This window comes from Streptomyces cinereospinus, from assembly GCF_042430725.1.
In the GTDB taxonomy this organism is placed as follows: domain Bacteria; phylum Actinomycetota; class Actinomycetes; order Streptomycetales; family Streptomycetaceae; genus Streptomyces; species Streptomyces cinereospinus.
In genome coordinates, this window is sequence record NZ_JBHMCY010000025.1 from 58,847 (window position 1) to 76,725 (window position 17,879).

A 17,879-nucleotide genomic window follows, 5' to 3' on the forward strand; every position below is an offset into this window, starting at 1 on the left:
GGACGGCGGTCGATGGCGGCGAGGTCCGCGGGCGTCGGGGGTGGACGGCGGTCGACGGCGGCGAGGTCCGCGGGCCCCGCAGGCCGACGGCGGCCGACGACGGCGTGGGCCCCGGTGCCCGCGGGTGTCAGCGGCGGCGTACCGCCACGAAGCGGACCGGCGTCCCCGGTACCGCCTGCGCGGCCGCCGGGAGGTCCGCCGCGCGGACGACCGCGAGGACCGGGTAGCCGCCCGTGGTCGGGTGGTCGGCCAGGAAGACGACCGGCCGCCCGTCGGGCGGGACCTGGACCGCGCCCAGCACCATGCCCTCGCTGGGGAGTTCGCCGGGCCGGGCCCGCTCCAGGGCGGGTCCCTCCGTGCGCAGCCCGATCCGGTTGCTCGCCGAGGACACCCGGTACGCAGCGGACGTGAACGTCCGTACGGCCTCCCGCGTGAACCAGTCGTCGCGGGGACCGGGCGTCACCCGCAGGACCAGCTCGGCCGGCGGCGCCGGCTGCGGAGCGAGGTCCACGCGCGCGTGCGGCCCCACGGCACGCCCCAGGGGGAGCACCGCGCCGTCCGTGAGGGGCGGCGGGCCCAGCCCGGACAGCAGGTCCGTGGAACGGCTGCCGAGCACCGGCTCGACCGCGATGCCGCCGGAGACGGCCACATAGCCGCGTACCCCGCGGGTCGCCGCGCCGACGTCCACCACCGCTCCCGCGGGCACCCGCACCGGCGCCCCCCAGGCGGCCGGGCGGCCGTCCACCGTGACCCGGCAGGGCGCCCCCGTGACCGCCACGGTGACCGCGGAACGGGGCCGCACCGCGCAGCCGTTGAGGGTGGTCTCCAGCACGGCCGCGCCGGGCGGATTGCCGGCCAGCCGGTTGGCGAGCGCCGCCGCGGGCGCGTCCAGCGCCCCGGAGCGCGGCACACCGAGGTGGGCGTGGCCGGGGCGGCCCCCGTCCTGCACGGTGGTCAGCGCTCCGGCCCGGACCACGGCGAGCGCACGGTCCGTCATGAGCGCCCCACCACGCCCCCGTGACCGGTGTCCACCGGGACGAACCGTACGCGCGTGCCCGGCGACAGCAGGGCGGCCGGCACGCGCGCGGGGTCCCACAGCACCGCGTCCGTGCTGCCGATGAGCTGCCAGCCGCCCGGCGACGCGTGCGGGTACACGCCCGTGTAGGGGCCGGCCAGCGCCACCGAACCGGCCGGCACGGCGGTGCGCGGGGTGGCCCGGCGCGGAACGTGGCAGTGGGGCGGCAGCCCGGTGAGGTAGCCGAAGCCGGGGGCGAACCCGCAGAAGGCGACCCGGAACTCGGTGCCGGCGTGGATCCGGGCCACCTCGGGTTCGCTCACGCCCCACAGGGCGGCGACGTCCGCCAGGTCCGGACCGTCGTAGCGCACCGGGAGTTCGACCATCTCCCCCGCGCGCGGGGCAGCGGGCGGGAGCGCCGCGGTGGCCAGCTCGGACGCCAGACGGTCCGGGTCGGTCAGACCGTCGAGGAGGACGGTTCGGGCGGCGGGCACGATCTCGCGGACCGTGAGCGCCCCCTCGGCGCGGCGGCGCAGCAGTTCCGCGTGGAGCGCCTGCGCCTCGTCGCCGGAGGAGACCTCCACGAGCAGGGCGCTGTCGCCGACCGGCAGGACCCTCATACGAAGGCCTCCACCCGGACCCCGGCCGTTTCGAGCCGCCGCCGGACCCGGCGGGCCAGTTCCACCGCGCCGGGCGTGTCCCCGTGCAGGCACAGCGACCGCGCGCGGACGCCGATCCGGGCGCCGGAGTGGGAGACGACCGTCCCGGAGCGGGCCAGGTCCACCGACCGCGCCACCACGGCTTCGGGGTCGGTCACGACGGCGCCCTCCCGGCCGCGCGGCACGAGGGTGCCCTCGTCGGTGTACGCGCGGTCCGCGAACGCCTCCGGGACGGCCGGGAGCCCCGCCTTGGCGGCCAGCTCCAGCAGCCGTGAGCCGGGCAGCCCCAGCACGGGCAGCGCACCGCCCGCGAGGAGCACGCCGTCGACCACCGCGCCGGCCTGCTCCTCGTCGCGCACCACGCGGTTGTAGAGCGCGCCGTGCGGCTTGACGTACGCCACGCGGGCGCCGGCGGCGCGGGCGAAGACCCCCAGGGCGCCGATCTGGTAGGCCACCTCGGCCGCCAGCTCGGCGGGCGGCACCTCCATCGCGCGCCGTCCGAACCCGGCCAGGTCCCGGTAGGAGACCTGCGCGCCGATCGTCACCCCGCGCGCGGCCGCCAGTTCGCACACCCGCCGCATGGTGGGCGCGTCCCCGGCGTGGAAGCCGCAGGCCACGTTGGCGCTGGTGACGACGGACAGCAACTGCTCGTCGTCGGTCAGCCGCCAGCGGCCGAAGCCCTCGCCGAGGTCGGCGTTCAGATCGATCGCGCTCATGGGTCGCCTTCGCTGCTCAGGCCACGCGGTACTGCTCGTCGCGGGCGTCGGTGAGGAACATCTGACCCGGTGCGTGGGTGAGGGCGAACGGCGGGCGGGAGGCCGCCACCGCCGCCTGCGGCGTCACTCCGCACGCCCAGAACACCGGGATGTCGTCCGGTTCGGCGGTCACCGGATCGCCGAAGTCGGGCCGGGCGAGGTCGTCGATGCCGAGCGCCGACGGATCACCGCAGTGCACCGGGCTGCCGTGCACCGCCGGGAGCAGACTGCTCTCCCGGATCGCCGCCGCCAGACGTGTGGGCGGCACCGGGCGCATGGACACCACCATCGGCCCGCGCAGCCGCCCCGCTGGGCGGCACTGACGGCTCGTGACGTACATCGGCACGTTCCGTCCCTGCTCGATGTGGCGCAGCGGTACACCCGCCCCGGACAGCGCCCACTCGAAGGTGAAGCTGCAACCGATCAGGAACGCCACCAGGTCCTCCCGCCAGTACCCGAGGACGTCCGTCGGCTCGTCCGCCAACTCGCCGTCCCGCCAGACCCGGTAGCGCGGCAGGTCGGTGCGCAGATCGGCCCCGGCCGCCAGCGGGGTCGTCCAGGAACCGGCGTCCGTGACGTCCAGGACCGGGCAGGGCTTGGGGTTGCGCTGGCAGAACAGCAGCATGTCGTAGGCCCAGTCGGCGGGCACCGCGATCAGGTTGGCCTGGGTGTGGCCGGCCGCGACCCCGGCCGTGGCGCCGGTCAGCCCGGCGCGGAAGCGGGCCCGGGCCGCGCGCGGGGTCCACGCGTGCGCGTGCTCGTCGACGAGCGTCACCGGCAGGTCGTCGGTGCGGTTCACCCCAGCTCCTTCCCGCGCGTCTCCGGCAGCCCCAGCAGCGCCAGCGCCGCCAGACCGTAGCCGACCGCGCCGAAGACCAGCGCGCCGCCCACACCCCAACTGTCCGCCAGGAAACCGACCGTCGTGGGGAAGACGGCACCGACGGCGCGACCGGTGTTGTACGTGAAGCCCTGGCCCGTACCGCGCACGGCGGTCGGGTACAGCTCGCTCAGGAACGAGCCGAAGCCGCTGAAGATGGCCGACATGCAGAACCCGAGCGGGAAACCCAGCACCAGTACGAGGGTGTCGGCGCCGCCGGGGACGTTCGCGTACGCCAGGATGCAGACCGCCGACAGCAGCGCGAACAGCCAGATGTTGCGGCGCCGGCCCAGCCGGTCGGTGAGGTATCCGCCCGTGAGGTAGCCGGCGAAGGCCCCGGAGATCAGGAAGGTCAGGTAGCCGCCGGTACCGACGACGGACAGGTCGCGCTCCGTCTTCAGGTACGTCGGCACCCAGGTCGCCAGCGTGTAGTAGCCGCCCTGGACGCCGGTCGAGAGCAGCACCGCGAACAGTGTGGTGCGCAGCAGGCCCGGCTCGCCGGGCCGGCCCGGCGTGAAGACGGCCGCGAACGCCCCCTTCCGCGGGCTCCTCTCCCGTGCGGCGACCGCCTCGGGTGCGTCCTGCACGCGGCGCCGCATCCAGACGACCAGCAGCGCGGGCAGCGCGCCGGTCCAGAACATCACCCGCCACGCCAGGCCCTCGTCGAGGAACGAGAAGACCAGGGTGTACACGACCGCGGCGAGGGCCCAGCCGACGGCCCACGAACTCTGGATCACACCGAGGGTGCGGCCCCGGTGCCGGGCGCTCGCGTACTCGGCGACCAGGATCGCGCCGACCGCCCACTCGCCGCCGAAGCCCAGGCCCTGCAGCGCCCGGAAGACCAGCAGTGTCTCGTAGTTGGGCGCGAAGCCGCAGGCCACGGTGAAGACGGCGTACGTGACGACCGTGATCATCAGCGCTTTCACCCGGCCGATCCGGTCCGCCAGGACGCCCGCGAGGGCGCCGCCGACCGCGGAGACGACCAGGGTGACGGTGGTGAACAGGCCCGTCTGGCCGCTGTCCAGGCCGAAGTAGGCGGCCAGCGCGACCATGCTCAGCGGGAGCGTGAAGTAGTCGTAGGAGTCCAGGGCATAGCCGCCGAACGCGCCGGCGAAGGCGCGGCGGCCGCGCGGGCCGAGGGCGCGCAGCCAGCCGAACGCGCCGTCACCGATGGACGGTTCGCCCTGTCCCGGGCGGGCGTCGGTGGTCAGGGCCTGCGGTGGAGGGGTCGAGCTCATGGGCACCTCGCAGTGGGAGGACGGAGGGTGCTGTGGATCGAGCCGTGCCGTGCGGAAGCCTGGCGGCACCACGGTGAGGGAGGGGTGGCGCCGTTCGTAGCAAGGTAGAGGATCGTTGAACGATCCCTCAATACCTGTGTTGTTCCGTTCTTGTCTCTGCGATTGAATTCCCGGCATGGCAGAGCAGTTGACGGGACTGGCCGGCGACCGCGTCCTCCTGGGCCGGACCAGCACGGCCGAGCGGGTCTCGGACATCCTCAGGAGCCGCATCGCCGAGGGGTACTTCCCGCCCGGGACGCGGTTGTCGGAGGACGGCATCGGCGGGGCGCTCGGCGTCTCCCGCAACACCCTGCGCGAGGCGTTCCGGCTGCTCACCCATGAGCGTCTGCTGGTGCACGAGCTGAACCGGGGCGTCTTCGTCCGGGTCCTGACCGTGGAGGACGTCGAGGACATCTACCGCACCCGGCGCCTGGTCGAGTGCGCCGTCGTCCGGGGGCTCGGCGAGCCGCCCTACGCGCTCGACGCCCTGGCCTCGGCCGTGACGGAAGGGCAGCGGGCGACGGTCGAACGTGACTGGAAAGGCCTGGGCACGGCCAACATCCACTTCCACCGCGAACTGGTCGCCCTCGCCGGCAGCGAGCGCACGGACGAGCTGATGCGCAGCGTCTTCGCCGAACTGCGGCTCGCCTTCCACGTCGTGGACGACCCGCGGCGGCTGCACGAGCCCTACCTCACCCGCAACCGCCAGATCCTCCAGGCCCTCCAGGCCGGGGACCGGGGCGAGGCGGAGCGGCTGCTGGAGGTGTACCTCGACGACTCGCTGAAGCGGGTCGTGGAGGTGTACCAGCGGCGGGTGGGGGACGAGGCGTAGGCGCCCGCGCCGCGGGCGTGGGCGTCGTGGCGCAGACGCCTGCGTCGTCGGTGCGGTCGCAGTGATACCGGTGTTTTCGCAGTCGGTTCGGCCGTCGTGACACCGGTGCCTTCGCTTCGGTGCGGCCGTCGTGGTGCAGGTGTCGGTGTCGCCGGTGCGGCCGTCGGGGCGCGGGCGTCTCCGCCGGTGCGACGGCCGTGGTGAGGGGCGGCATCTGCGTCGTTTGGGTCGTTGTCAGACTGAGGACCTAATCTGTGCACCGTGACTTCGCCTGCATCGACGGACAGTGCTCCGCCCCAGTTCAGCGCGGCGCCGCGCCCGGCCCCGGGCCCGGCCGCCGACGAGGGGCTGGCGCGGCGGCTGCGCGCGCTCGCCTGCACCGCGCCGCTGCACGACCTCGACGCGCGCAAGGCCAACCTGGCGGGTGAGTACTCGGTCTACGGCATGGCCGAGGTCGCCCTCGCGGCCATCGACCTCGTCACCCTGAACATGGACTTCGACACCGGCGCCGACCACGAACAGGTGGTGGCCCGCCTCGTCCCGCGCATCGCGGCGCAGGCCCCGCAGCGGCCGGCCGCCGAGCACGAGCGGGTCGCGCGCTGGGTGCTGGAGAACCTCATCAACGTCGGCAGCGTCGACCGCGGCTTCCGGGCGGTCTACGGCACCTTCGCGGCAGATGGCACATATGTCCGGCGGGACTACGACTTCAAGCTGATCGAGGAGGTGCCCGGTCCCGGCGGCAGCGTCTACCTCCGGACGACGGACGAGGCGGTGAACGTCCTCGTCGGTGCCCTCGACACCGATGTCACCAGCGCCCAGATCGCGGCAGAGGTCAAGCTGGAGGTACTGATCAACCGCGGCCGGCTGGCGGACGCGCAGCTGGCGGCCGAGCAGGCGCGGTACCGGACCGTGCAGTACTCGGAGACCCTGCGCAGGGCCCTGGAGGCGACCCGGCGCAACGTCCGCGCGGTGGACTGGCTCAGCACCGTTCCCGACATGATCGCCGAGGCGCTCGACCACGTCGCCGACCGGTACCGGCACGAGAACGCCATCCTCACCAACATCCGCAAGGCGCGTGACGAGTCCGAGGACCCCGGACACAAGCGGCGGGCCGCCGAACTGGTCGACATCGTCAAGGACTGCATCCGGCGGCACACGCAGTTGCAGTCGCGACTGCTGGAGGCCGGGCCCCTGTTCCGCGCCGAGCAGGACCGGCAGGCCTTCGCGACACCGATGTCCACGGCGGGCATCGACCTGTACGGGCACCTGGTCGCCCCGGTGCTGCCGCTGCCGCTGGAGCGGGCGATCCGGGTCACGGACGCCTTCTTCGCCCACGGCACCGGACTGCGCACGCCGGTGTCCGTCCGGGTCGGCGACCTGGTCGGCATCCTGCTGAGCCCGCCGGTGGAGCGCGAGCACCTCGGAGCGGAGATGCCGGAGCCGGACCTGATCGCCACGCCGGACGACAGCCGGTTCAGCGAGGAGCAGCTGGCCGCGGCGCACGCGCTGCTGGACCTGCCGGCGGACGCGCCCCGACGGCTGTCGGGGCTGCTGGCGCAGGCCCGCCGCCTCGACCCCGACCTGCCCTACCTGGTGGCGCTGATGGCGGTGCACGCGGCCAGCCCGCCGGTGGGGACGGCCTACCGGCAGGGGGAGGAGAAACTGTTGTTCTCCGTGGACGACGGGACGGAGCTGGACGATCCCGAGTTCGGCGGGGCCGACCTGATCGTCGGCACGGCCCTGCTGGACGCGGCGGGGATGACAGCGGACCGGACGGAGGCCGCGTGATGATGTCTGAGGAGTCGCCGTCGTGAGCGAGCACGTGGAGCCGGGGAACGCCGGGACGCCGGGGAGCGCCGGAGCGCCGGGGAGCGCCGCCGTCACCCCCGCCGACGCCGCCGACGCGGCCCGTCTGGTCGCGTTCGGCTTGCAGCCGAAGCTGCTGCCCGCACGCGACCAGGAGTACGCCGACCTGCTGCGGCGCCATCGGGAGGACCCGGCGTTCGCGCGGCTCGCCGATGCCGTGGCCGCCGGGCTGGGCCTGGTCGTGCTGGAGGTGTCCCCCCGCGCGGGGATGGCCGTGACCGCCGCCGAGGACTCGGTGTTCGCGGTGCGGATGGGCGACTACGCGCGGCGCACGGCCGCCGACTCCGGCGACCGGTTCCTGCACGGGCTGGCCCATCTCGCCGTCGCCGCCATGGCGTTCCCGCGCCCCGAGGACCTCGCCGACGACGGGTACATCGGCCGCGTCACCGTCAACGGCGTCGACACCTTCGTACGGCAGGCCTGCCGGCGGCTGGAGGAGCGGGCCGCCGAGCACGGGGAGAACACCGACCCGGCGACCGACGCGCCCGGACTGGAGGCCGCCTGGCGGATCTGGGTCCGCCGCAGCGCCACCGGTGCCACCAAGGACGCGCGCCGGCTCGCCGGATCCACGACCGGCATCGTCGGCAAGGCCGTGGCCTTCCTCACCGACTCCGGGTTCCTCCAGCGGACCGGGGACGACCACGGCGGGACGTACCGCACCACCGCCCGCTACCAGCTCCAGGTGCGTGACCTGGCGGGCGGCGCCGCCATGGCCGAGCTGCTGGAACTGGGCGTGGTCCCGGTGACCGACGGCACACCGACACTGCTGCCCCCGGAGGACGGCGACGACCTGGAGCTGGTGGCCGACGCCGGGCTGCCGTTCCACTCCGCCTGACCCCCCGCTCCGCCCGACGTCCCTGACCGGCCATCCGCCGAAGACTGACGAGAGTCCGCCATGTACGAGCTGTCCCGGGTCCGCCTCTACTCCATCGGGCCCGCCGGTGCGCGCTACGCCGACACCGTGCTTGACCTGCGCGGTGTGGGCGAGCCCGTGCCCGACCCCGCGCCGACGCAGGCGGAGTTCTTCGAGGAGGAGCCGGTCGGGCCGCCGCGCCGGCCCGCGCCCGCCGGGGTGCTCTTCCTGGAGAACGGCGGCGGCAAGTCCGTGCTGCTCAAGCTGATCTTCTCGGTGATGCTGCCGGGCCACCGCAACACCCTCGGCGGCGCCAGCTCCGGCGTGCTGCGCAAGTTCCTGCTCGCGGACGACTGCGGGCATGTCGCCCTGGAGTGGCAGCACGTCCTGACCGGCGAGTGCGTCGTCGTCGGCAAGGTCAGCGAGTGGCGCGGGCGTCAGGTCTCCAACGACCCGCGCAGGTTCGCCGAGGCCTGGTACTCCTTCCGGCCCGGTCCCGGGCTGACCCTGGACAACCTGCCCGTCGCCGAGTCCACCGCCGTCCGGCCGTCCGTGGAGGGCCAGTCGGGGGCGCAGGGGCGGCGGCGCACCGTGAAGGGGTTCCGCGACGCGCTCACCGACGCGGGCAAGGCGTATCCGCATCTCGAAGTGCACTGGGAGGAGATCCACGAACGCTGGACCGAACACCTCGGCGACCTCGGCCTGGACCCCGAACTCTTCCGCTATCAGCGGGAGATGAACGCCGACGAGGGCGAGGCGGCCGGTCTGTTCGCGGTGAAGAAGGACTCCGACTTCACCGACCTGCTGCTGCGCGCGGTCACCGACACGCGGGACACCGACGGGCTCGCCGACCTCGTCAGCGGCTTCGGCAACAAGCTGGGGCGGCGCGCCGAGCTGCTCGCCGAACGGGACTTCACCGCCGGGTCGGTCGACCTGCTGGGGCGGATCGTCGAGGCCGCCGAGGCGCGGGCCCGCGCCCGCGACGTCCACACCGCGGCCGAGCGGCGGACGCGGACGCTGGCCCGGCGGCTGTCCGCGCGGGACGCCCAGGAGCGGGTGCGGGCCGCCGACCTCGCCCAGCGGGTCACGGCCGCCGCCTACGCCGTGACCCACGCCGAGTCCGCACGCGAGCGCAGCGCCCTCATCACCGCCGAACTCGCCTACCGGCACGCCTCGCTGGCCCTCGCCGCGGCCGAGAAGTCGGCGGCCGCCCAGAAGCGCGAGCTCGCCGACGCGCGCACCCTGTACGCGGCCTGGCAGGCCGCCGAGGCCGTGCTGCGCCACCGCGCCGCCGCCGACCGGGTCGCCCGTGTGGCCACCGCGATCCAGGAGGCCGAACGGGACGCGGCTCCCGCGCTCGCCGCGCGCACCCGGGCCGCCGCGGACCTCGTACGGGCCCTGCACGCGGCCGCGGGGAGCGCCGAGACGCTCGCCAACGAGGAGGAGGAGCGGTCCGCCGCCCTCCAGGAGGCCAGCGACACCGCCTACCGGGACTCGACCACCGCCGCCACCGAGGCGCAGCGGGCCCGCAGCGAGGCCGGGCACCTGCGGCAGCGCCTCACCGAGGTCGAGCAGGAGACCGCCGAGGCGGTGCGCGCCGGCTGGCTCGACGACAGCGCCCCCGACGCCGACCCGGCCCGGGCCGCCCTCGCCGCCAGCGACGCGGAGAAGTCGGCGGTGACCGCCTGGGACACCGCCCGTGAGGCGTCCCGCCGGGCGGGCGAGCACGCGCGCGAGGCGGCGTCCGCCGAGTCCCGGGCCGAACTGACGGCGGCCCGCGCGGCGGACGCGGCGACCGCGGCGGAACGGGCCCACGACGGCGAGCGGCGGACCGCCGAGGCCCTGGCGGCGGAGGAACGGCTGGCGGAACTGCTCAGCCTCCCCGGCTCCGGCGGCACGGCGGCCGGCACCGTGCCCGCGCCCCGCACCGGCTCCGACGCCGTCGGCGAGGGCCCGGCCGGGCGGCGCGGCGCGGTGACCCGCCCCGCTCACGCCGGCGACCACGCCGGGCAGGGCGCCACCGATCCCGCGGCCGGCACCGGCGGCCGGGGGGGATCCGGCCCCGCGGACCCCGCTGCCGGCACCGGCACGCCGGCCACCCGTCTCATCGGCGCACCCCGCCCCCGCACGGAGGGCCCTCTCACCGCCGAGGAACTCGACCGCTTCGCCGACGAGCTGCGCGAGCTGCTCGACGACACCGTCTCCTCGGCCGAACGCCAGCTGTTCGAGCTGCGCACCGCCGCCGCCGACGACGCCCGCATCCTGGGCGCGCTCGGTGACGGAGGCCTGCTGCCGCCCGGCCCGGACGTGCTGGCGACCGTCGAGTTCCTGGGCGAGCAGGGCATTCCGGCCCTGCCCGGCTGGCGCTACCTGGCGCAGGCCGTCGACCCCGCCGACCACGCGCGCGTGCTGGCCGCCCGCCCCGAACTGGTGGACGGCGTGATCATCACCGACCCGGCCTCGCACGCACGCGCGCGCCGGGCCCTCGGCGACGCCGCCCTGCTGCCCCGGTCCGCCGTGGCCGTCGGTACGGCCGCCGCGCTGCTCGCGCCCACCCCGTCGCCGGACGCCGACAGCGACGATGGCGTCTTCCTCGTACCGCCGAACCCCGCCATGCACGACGAGCACGCCGCCGACGAGGAGCGGCAGGCGCTGCGCGCGCGGGCGACCGCGCGGGACGAGGAGATCCGCACGCTCGCCGCCCGGCTCGGCAAGGACCGCGAACTGGCCGCGCGGCTCGCGTCCTGGCGCACGGGCTGCCCGGCCGGACGGCTGCTGGAGCTGGCGCGGGCCGCGCGGGAGGCGCGCGCGTTCGCCGAGGAGACGGAGGCCGAGCTGGCCGAGGCGCGGACCGCGCGGGCCGAGGCCGAGGAGGCCGCCGCCGAGGCCGCCCAGGTGCGCGAGGAACGGCAGGAGGCCGCGCAGCAGGCCCGGCGCTCCGCCGACGCCCTCGCCGGGCTCGCCTTCCGGCTGCGCGAACGGGCCGGCTGGCAGGTCAGGCTGCGCGAACTCGCCGACGAGGCAACCGAGTCCGAGGCCCGCGCCCAGGCCTGCCTGGAACGGGCCCGCGCCGCCGACGAGGACCGCCGTGCCGCGCAGCGGGCCGCCGACGACGCCCGCCGCACCGCCCGTGCCCTGCGCGCCGAGCGCGCCGAGATCGCCGGCGCCCCCGACGACGTACCCGACGACACGGACGCCCCCGGGGCGGCCCTGCCCGCCCTGCGCGAGGCGTACCGGGCGGCCTCGCAGGTGTACGAGAAGGTCGGCGTCGGTGCCGACCTGCGGGCCGAACAGGCACGGGCCGAGAGCGACGAGAGCGCCGCGCGCACGGAGCTGGACCGGCTGAGCAACAAGGTCCGCACGCGCGCGGAACAGCTGCTGCAGTCACCCGACGGCGCCGACGGGCCGTCCCGGCAGGCCGCCGCCGCACGCGCGGAGGAGCTGGTGCAGCTGCTGGAGACCCGGATGTCCAGCGCCAGCGAGCAGCTCGGCCGGCTGCGCGGTGAGACCGAACGGCACGCGCCCGAGGAGGGCGAAGCGCATACCGAGCTGCCCGAGGAACTCCAGCCGCGTGACGCCGAGCACGCACAGGCGCTGCTGCGCACGGCCACCGCCGAACTCGCCTCCCGCAGCGAGGCGCTGACCCGGGCCCGCGAGGCGCACGCCGAGCTGCTCGGCGCGCACCGCGCCGCCGAGGACGCGGCGAGCGGCTTCGACGAGATCGCCGCTGCCCTGCGGGACCTGCTGCGCGAACACACCGGGGAGGAGGAGCAGGAGGCGCCGGAGCCCTACCCGGGCAGCCTGGAGGACGCCCGGCAGTCCGCCGCCGAGGCCCGCCGGTCGCTGCGCGGCTGCGCCGGCGACCTGTCCGCCGCCGAGGCCGCCGTGCGCGAGGCGAGCGACATCCTCGTACGGCACGCCAACTCCACCCGCTACGAGCAGGTGCGCACCCCCGCCCGCCGGCAGATCCGCGAACTGCCCGCCTCCGCGCTGCCCGAGCACGCGCAGAAGTGGGCCGACGCCTTCGCGCCGCGGCTGCGGGTGCTCACCGACGAGCTGGCGCAGCTGGAGCGCAACCGGGACTCGATCGTGGACCGGCTGCGCGGACTGGTCGAGTCCGCGCTGGCCACCCTGCGGTCCGCCCAGCGGCTGTCGCGGCTGCCCGAAGGGCTCGGCGAGTGGTCCGGGCAGGAGTTCCTGCGGATCCGCTTCGAGGAGCCCGACCAGGCCACCCTCACCGAACGGCTCGGCGAGGTGATCGACGAGGCGACCCGGGCCGCCGTCAAGAAGAACTCCGACCTGCGCCGGGACGGCATGTCCCTGCTGCTGCGGGGCGTGGCCGCCGCGCTGCAGCCCAAGGGTGTCGCCGTCGAGATCCTCAAGCCGGACGCCGTGCTGCGGGCCGAACGCGTTCCCGTCGGGCAGATGGGCGACGTCTTCTCCGGCGGCCAGCTGCTCACCGCGGCCATCGCCCTGTACTGCACGATGGCGGCGCTGCGCTCCAACGACCGGGGCCGCGCCCGGCACCGGCACGCCGGCACCCTCTTCCTCGACAACCCGATCGGCCGCGCCAACGCCACCTACCTGCTGGAACTCCAGCGGGCCGTGTCGGACGCGCTGGGCGTGCAGCTCCTGTACACCACCGGCCTGTTCGACACGACAGCGCTGGCGGAGTTCCCGCTGGTCATCCGGCTGCGCAACGACGCCGACCTCCGAGCGGGCCTCAAGTACATCAGCGTGGAGGAGCACCTCAGGCCCGGGCTGCCGCAGCAGCCACAGGCCGGTGAGACGGTGCACAGCGAGATCACGGCGACCCGGATGTTCAAGCGGCCTGCCTAGGCCGTTGCCGGGCCGCCCGAGCCCTGCCGTGAAACGGTGGCCGCGCCCGCCCACGGGCGCGGCCCACCGGCCTCAGGGGTGCGACAGCTGCCCGGTCCCGCCGCGCCGGCGTATCCGCTCCTGCGTCCGCTCGGCGGCCCGTGCCTGGCGCCGGGCGCGGCGGCGTTCGCGGCGCAGCGCCCGGGCGGTGCTGCTCGGTGCCGACACGACGCCGTTGCGCTGGTTCCACACCTGACGGGTCACCCACACGTCGAGCACGCTCCAGGTGGCCACCACGGTGCTGGCGATACTGCTGAGCACCATGGGGAACGCCAGCCAGGACCCGGCCAGGGTGGACAGGAACGCCACCATCGCCTGTATCAGCGTCACGGCGATGATGAGTACCGCCCGCACCGCCGCCGTCCGCACCGGATCCGGCAGCCGGCGGCGCTTCGCGGGCTCCTCGATCCACAGCGGCCGGTAGGACGGCCGCTCCTGGTCGGCCTCCCGCTCGGCGGACGGCGCGGCGTCCGCGTACGCCACCGCCTCGCCGGTGACCGCTCCCGCCGCGCCCTCGCCCTCCCCAGGGTCGAAACGCCCCTCCAGGGCGGTCGGTCCGCCCGCCTGAATGCCGCGATCCGGCGCCTCGGCGCCCCGCCGCGCCGCCGCTTGTGCGACCGCACCCGTCACGGATGCCTCCTGCCGCTCCGCCGTGCCCATCACCGTGTCACTCCCCACCGCCAGCAGACCGATCGCCCCGGTCCTCAGACCCCGACTCCCCAGTGGCTGCCCGGCTTGCGCTGTTTTACGCCGCACGGGTGCAGGATGCGGCCCCTGTTGCCGATTCCGCCCCCATTTCCTGTAGAGAAGGACGAACGGTGCGCCGCGAAAATTCCCCACCGGCGAAAAATTCTGGCCAAATACCCAGACATGCTGACCGGATCGGGTGTTATGTGCGTCGCCCGATTCGAGGCCGCAATCTCCCGCAATGGCCGGACAATTCCTCATGTCTGCCAGGCGAACGGAAGCTCACCCTCCGGATCGTCCTTCGAGTTACGGGCACGTCGGTAGTAGGCTCGCGCCGTTTGTTGACGCACATGTGTACCCCCTGTCGGTGGGGGCGAGCTGGGGGAGGCCATGCGCTTTCGCGGGAAGTCCATCCGCCGGAAGATCGTGGCGCTGCTGCTCGTGCCGTTGCTGTCCCTGACCGCGATCTGGGCCTTCGCCACGACACTCACGGGGCACGAGGCGACCCAGTTGTTCAGCGCGTCGACCGTCGTCGAGAAGGTCGGCTATCCCGTCGAGGACACCGTCCGGGTACTCCAGCAGGAACGCCGCCAGACCCTGGTCCACCTCGCCGACCCCCGCGCCTCCGACGGACTCGCCGCGCTCCGGCGCAGCCGCGCCGCCACCGACGAGGCGGTCGCCGAGGTCCGCGCGAACGCCGCCGATCCGGAGGTGCGCGACGCCCTCGGTGAGACCCTCGGCGAGCGGCTCACCGCCATCCTGGACGCGTTCGACGGCATCGAGTCCCTGCGCCGGAGCGTGGAGGACGGCACCGTCAACCGCTCCCAGGCCCTCGATCTCTACAACCGCCTGGTCGACCCCTGCTTCGTCCTCCTCGGTGACCTCCACGTCATCGACGACGTGGAGATGGACACCCAGTACCGCGCCCTCGTCAACGTCGTCCGCGCCCGCGAACTCCTTTCCCGCGAGGACGCCCTCCTCGGCTCCGCCCTGGTGGTCGGCGAGCTCTCCCGCGCCGAGATCCGCGACATCTCCGACCTCGTGGCCCAGCGGGCCGTCCTGTACGACACGAACCTGCCGCTGCTGCCCAGCGCGGAACGCGAGCGGTACGAGCGCTTCTGGAAGAACGCCGCCACCGCTCCGCTGCGCGTCGCCGAGGAGTCCGCCGTGTCCGCCCCCTCGGGCGACGCCGGCGGAGTCTCCGCCCAGACGTGGGACACCACGGCCGGCAACGTGCTGGACGAACTCGGCACCCTCGATGACGAGGCCGCCGACCGCTATCGCGACCGCATCAGCCCCCTCGCCACCGGCATCATCGTCAAAGCCGTCGTGGCCGGCGTGCTCGGGCTGATCGCCGTCCTGCTCTCCCTCGTCGTCTCCGTGCGCATCGGCCGCGGTCTCATCCGCGACCTGCGCCAACTCCGCCTGGAGGCCCACGAGGCCTCCGGCGTCCGGCTGCCCAGCGTGATGCGCCGCCTCTCCGCGGGGGAGCAGGTGGACGTGGAGACCGAGGTCCCGCGCCTGGAGTACGACAGGAACGAGATCGGCGAGGTCGGACAGGCTCTCAACACCCTCCAGCGCGCCGCCGTCGAAGCCGCCGTCAAGCAGGCCGAACTCCGCGCCGGCGTGTCCGAGGTCTTCGTGAACCTCGCCCGCCGCAGCCAGGTCCTCCTCCACAGGCAGCTCACCCTGCTCGACACCATGGAGCGCAGGACCGAGGACACCGAGGAACTCGCCGACCTCTTCCGCCTGGACCACCTCACCACGCGTATGCGCCGGCACGCCGAGGGCCTGGTGATCCTCTCCGGCGCGGCGCCGTCCCGGCAGTGGCGCAAGCCCATCCAGCTGATGGACATCGTCCGGGCGGCCGTCGCGGAGGTCGAGGACTACGAACGCATCGAGGTGCGCCGCCTGCCCCGTGTCGCCGTCACCGGCCCGGCGGTCGCGGACCTCACCCACCTCGTCGCCGAACTCCTCGAGAACGCCACCGTGTTCTCGCCGCCGCACACCGCCGTCCAGGTCCTCGGCGAGCGGGTGGCCAACGGCTTCACCCTGGAGATCCACGACCGCGGCCTCGGCATGGCGGCCGAGGCCCTGCTGGACGCCAATCTCCGGCTCGCCGAGACCCCCGAGTTCGAACTGTCCGACACCGACCGGCTCGGACTCTTCGTGGTCAGTCGCCTCGCCCAGCGGCAGAACGTCCGGGTCTCGCTCCAGCCCTCCCCCTACGGCGGCACGACCGCCGTCGTCTTCATCCCCGACGCGCTGCTGACGGACGACGTTCCCGACACCAACGGCGTCGGCTTCCGCCTGGACCGCCCGCGTCCGTCCCGGGAGACCGAGCTGGAGGAGAGCCGCAGGACCGCCCTCACCCAGGTACCGGTGCACCTGCCCGGCCTGCCCGCCGCGCTGCTCGACGGACCGGTCGAACTGGAGGGCCCCGTCGACCTGGACGCCGTCGACGACTTCCCGGACGCCCTCGACGGCGAGGAAGGCGCACGCGGCGGGCTGTTCCGCCCGCGCCCGGCCCTCACCCGCGCGGACGACGGGACGACGGCACGGCCGGACCTTCCCGCCGGACCCGGCCGCTCCGTCGGGGACGAGCGCGTCGACCCGCCGGTGCCGTTGCCCCGCCGCCGCACGCCCAAGCTGGTCAGCTCGCACGGCCGCCCGGTCACCGACCAGCGGCCCCGGCGCCCGGAGAGCGACGAGCAGATCGCGACCGGCCCCGCGCCGACCCGCCCCGACCCGGATCGCACACCGCCCCTGCCGACCCGCCGCCGCGGCGGCTCCCCGCTCGGCCGGAACACCCGGCGCAACGAACGGGACGAGCCCGGGCACCGCGACACCGCCGAGCACTCCGGGCCGCCGGGCGACACCCCGGGCGGCGGCTCCGGCGCCCAGGGCTCCGGGCAGCGGCCCGGCCGGCCGGCCGACGACACCGACGCACGCTCCCGGGCCACCGGGCGGAGCCCCGGCGAAGACGCCGGGCCTCCCTTGCGTCCCCTCGGCGCCGGCACCGGGCGCCGGCCCCGCGGCGCGGACCCGGACGACACCGCGGGACGCCCGCGCACCGGCGAGCCCGGCCTCGCGGCGTCCGGCACCGGCGCCCTGCCGCGCCGAGTCCGCCAGGCGAACCTGGCGCCGCAGCTCAAGCAGGACCCCGGCCGCCGTACGCAGGACCGAACGACGCCCGAGGAACGGGACGCCGACGAGGTACGCAGCCGTATGGCCTCGCTCCAGCGCGGCTGGCAGCGCGGCCGCCAGGAGAACGCCGTGGGGGACGACGCCCACCGCGGCACAGCACCACAAGGAACGACTAAGGGGGACGGTCGATGACCGCACCGAAGGCGACCGGTCACACCACTCATGAGGTGTCCGGCGAGCTCAACTGGCTCCTCGACGATCTGGTGGACCGCGTCGCGAGCATCCGCAAGGCCGTCGTGCTGTCCGGCGACGGTCTGGCGACGGGGGTCTCCAAGGACCTCACCCGGGAGGACGGTGAGCACCTGGCCGCCGTCGCCTCCGGCTTCCACAGCCTGGCCAAGGGCGTGGGCCGGCATTTCGACGCGGGAAGCGTCCGGCAGACGGTCGTCGAACTGGACGACGCCTTCCTGTTCGTCACGGCCGCCGGTGACGGCAGCTGCCTCGCCGTGCTCTCCGACGCAGACTCGGACGTCGGCCAGGTCGCCTACGAGATGACGCTCCTGGTCAAGCGGGTCGGCGTGCATCTGGGCACCGCTCCGCGCACCGATCTGCCCTCGGGCGGGTAGTGGGATGGCATGAGCGCAGACGGTCAGGCAAGAAGCCACTGGTTCGACGACGAAGCAGGACCGGTGGTCCGCCCCTACGCCATGACGCGGGGCCGCACCAGCCATGCGGCCCAGCACCGCCTCGACCTGATCGCGGTGGTCGTCACGGAACCCCATGTGGAGGACCCGGGGGCGGACCCGACCCTGTCCCCGGAGCACGTGGACATCGTCGAGCTGTGCCGTGACGCCCCGCAGTCGGTCGCCGAACTCGCGGCCGGACTCGACCTGCCGATCGGCGTGGTACGGGTCCTGGTCGGGGACCTGACGGACGCGGAACTGGTCCATGTGACCCGGCCCGTACCCCCGGCCGAGCTGCCCGACGAGAGTATTCTGCGTGATGTGATCAACGGCCTCCGGGCGCTGTGAGC

The 17,879-nt window shown here is 74.8% G+C and carries 13 protein-coding genes; 7 read left to right on the plus strand and 6 right to left on the minus strand.

Annotated elements, in window-relative coordinates:
- Window positions 1-127: 127 nt before the first annotated feature.
- The 5 genes from ACFF45_RS15440 to ACFF45_RS15460 are packed head-to-tail and all read right to left on the minus strand — an operon-like array spanning window position 128 to window position 4,544.
- Complete coding sequence (locus ACFF45_RS15440; RefSeq protein ID WP_381346599.1) at window positions 128-997, minus strand: 5-oxoprolinase subunit C family protein; 870 nt, start codon at window positions 995-997, stop codon at window positions 128-130.
- Window positions 994-1,635: a 5-oxoprolinase subunit PxpB gene (pxpB, locus tag ACFF45_RS15445; protein WP_381346600.1), complete on the minus strand. Its 642-nt coding sequence runs from the start codon at window positions 1,633-1,635 to the stop codon at window positions 994-996. Before pxpB ends, ACFF45_RS15440 begins: the two co-directional genes overlap by 4 nt.
- Window positions 1,632-2,390 carry a LamB/YcsF family protein gene (locus ACFF45_RS15450; protein WP_381346601.1) on the minus strand — a complete coding sequence of 253 codons (759 nt, stop codon included), beginning with the start codon at window positions 2,388-2,390 and terminating at the stop codon, window positions 1,632-1,634. Before ACFF45_RS15450 ends, pxpB begins: the two co-directional genes overlap by 4 nt.
- Window positions 2,391-2,406: 16 nt before the next feature.
- A complete protein-coding gene (locus ACFF45_RS15455; protein WP_381346602.1) occupies window positions 2,407-3,228 on the minus strand; it encodes a putative hydro-lyase in 822 nt (273 codons plus the stop codon).
- On the minus strand, window positions 3,225-4,544 hold the full coding sequence (locus tag ACFF45_RS15460; protein WP_381346603.1) for an MFS transporter: 1,320 nt from the start codon (window positions 4,542-4,544) through the stop codon (window positions 3,225-3,227). Before ACFF45_RS15460 ends, ACFF45_RS15455 begins: the two co-directional genes overlap by 4 nt.
- A 175-nt stretch (window positions 4,545-4,719) precedes the next feature.
- Here ACFF45_RS15460 and ACFF45_RS15465 point away from each other — a divergent pair, with 175 nt between their 5' ends.
- The 4 genes from ACFF45_RS15465 (at window position 4,720) to ACFF45_RS15480 (ending at window position 12,973) form a co-directional block, all read left to right on the plus strand.
- Window positions 4,720-5,415 carry a GntR family transcriptional regulator gene (locus tag ACFF45_RS15465; RefSeq protein ID WP_381346604.1) on the plus strand — a complete coding sequence of 232 codons (696 nt, stop codon included), beginning with the start codon at window positions 4,720-4,722 and terminating at the stop codon, window positions 5,413-5,415.
- Between the two features lie 261 nt (window positions 5,416-5,676).
- On the plus strand, window positions 5,677-7,203 hold the full coding sequence (locus ACFF45_RS15470; protein WP_381346605.1) for a hypothetical protein: 1,527 nt from the start codon (window positions 5,677-5,679) through the stop codon (window positions 7,201-7,203).
- Window positions 7,204-7,225: 22 nt separating this feature from the next.
- Window positions 7,226-8,116, plus strand: a complete 891-nt coding sequence (locus ACFF45_RS15475; RefSeq protein WP_381346606.1) for a hypothetical protein — start codon at window positions 7,226-7,228, stop codon at window positions 8,114-8,116.
- Window positions 8,117-8,176: 60 nt separating this feature from the next.
- Window positions 8,177-12,973: a hypothetical protein gene (locus tag ACFF45_RS15480; RefSeq protein ID WP_381346607.1), complete on the plus strand. Its 4,797-nt coding sequence runs from the start codon at window positions 8,177-8,179 to the stop codon at window positions 12,971-12,973.
- Between the two features lie 72 nt (window positions 12,974-13,045).
- Here ACFF45_RS15480 and ACFF45_RS15485 read toward each other — a convergent pair whose 3' ends face one another.
- On the minus strand, window positions 13,046-13,672 hold the full coding sequence (locus tag ACFF45_RS15485) for a hypothetical protein (protein ID WP_381346608.1): 627 nt from the start codon (window positions 13,670-13,672) through the stop codon (window positions 13,046-13,048).
- 417 nt (window positions 13,673-14,089) lie between these two features.
- Between ACFF45_RS15485 and ACFF45_RS15490 the strand changes: the two genes are divergently transcribed.
- Genes ACFF45_RS15490 through ACFF45_RS15500 form a run of 3 tightly spaced genes read left to right on the plus strand, consistent with a single transcriptional unit; the run spans window position 14,090 to window position 17,877 of the window.
- Window positions 14,090-17,038, plus strand: a complete 2,949-nt coding sequence (locus ACFF45_RS15490) for a nitrate- and nitrite sensing domain-containing protein (RefSeq protein WP_381346609.1) — start codon at window positions 14,090-14,092, stop codon at window positions 17,036-17,038.
- A complete protein-coding gene (locus tag ACFF45_RS15495) occupies window positions 17,035-17,472 on the plus strand; it encodes a roadblock/LC7 domain-containing protein (RefSeq protein ID WP_381346610.1) in 438 nt (145 codons plus the stop codon). The genes ACFF45_RS15490 and ACFF45_RS15495 overlap by 4 nt, the downstream gene beginning before the upstream one ends.
- Before the next feature lie 9 nt (window positions 17,473-17,481).
- Window positions 17,482-17,877, plus strand: coding sequence for a DUF742 domain-containing protein (locus ACFF45_RS15500; protein WP_381346611.1), 396 nt, complete (start codon window positions 17,482-17,484; stop codon window positions 17,875-17,877).
- Window positions 17,878-17,879: the final 2 nt, after the last annotated feature.

Coding starts and splice junctions, on each gene's coding strand:
- ACFF45_RS15450 (WP_381346601.1), bottom strand. CDS start 2,390: ATGAGCGCGATCGATCTGAACGCCGACCTCGGCGAGGGCTTCGGCCGC.
- ACFF45_RS15495 (WP_381346610.1), top strand. CDS start 17,035: ATGACCGCACCGAAGGCGACCGGTCACACCACTCATGAGGTGTCCGGC.
- ACFF45_RS15500 (WP_381346611.1), top strand. CDS start 17,482: ATGAGCGCAGACGGTCAGGCAAGAAGCCACTGGTTCGACGACGAAGCA.
- ACFF45_RS15485 (WP_381346608.1), bottom strand. CDS start 13,672: ATGGGCACGGCGGAGCGGCAGGAGGCATCCGTGACGGGTGCGGTCGCA.
- ACFF45_RS15490 (WP_381346609.1), top strand. CDS start 14,090: ATGCGCTTTCGCGGGAAGTCCATCCGCCGGAAGATCGTGGCGCTGCTG.
- ACFF45_RS15440 (WP_381346599.1), bottom strand. CDS start 997: ATGACGGACCGTGCGCTCGCCGTGGTCCGGGCCGGAGCGCTGACCACC.
- ACFF45_RS15460 (WP_381346603.1), bottom strand. CDS start 4,544: ATGAGCTCGACCCCTCCACCGCAGGCCCTGACCACCGACGCCCGCCCG.
- ACFF45_RS15480 (WP_381346607.1), top strand. CDS start 8,177: ATGTACGAGCTGTCCCGGGTCCGCCTCTACTCCATCGGGCCCGCCGGT.
- pxpB (WP_381346600.1), bottom strand. CDS start 1,635: ATGAGGGTCCTGCCGGTCGGCGACAGCGCCCTGCTCGTGGAGGTCTCC.
- ACFF45_RS15465 (WP_381346604.1), top strand. CDS start 4,720: ATGGCAGAGCAGTTGACGGGACTGGCCGGCGACCGCGTCCTCCTGGGC.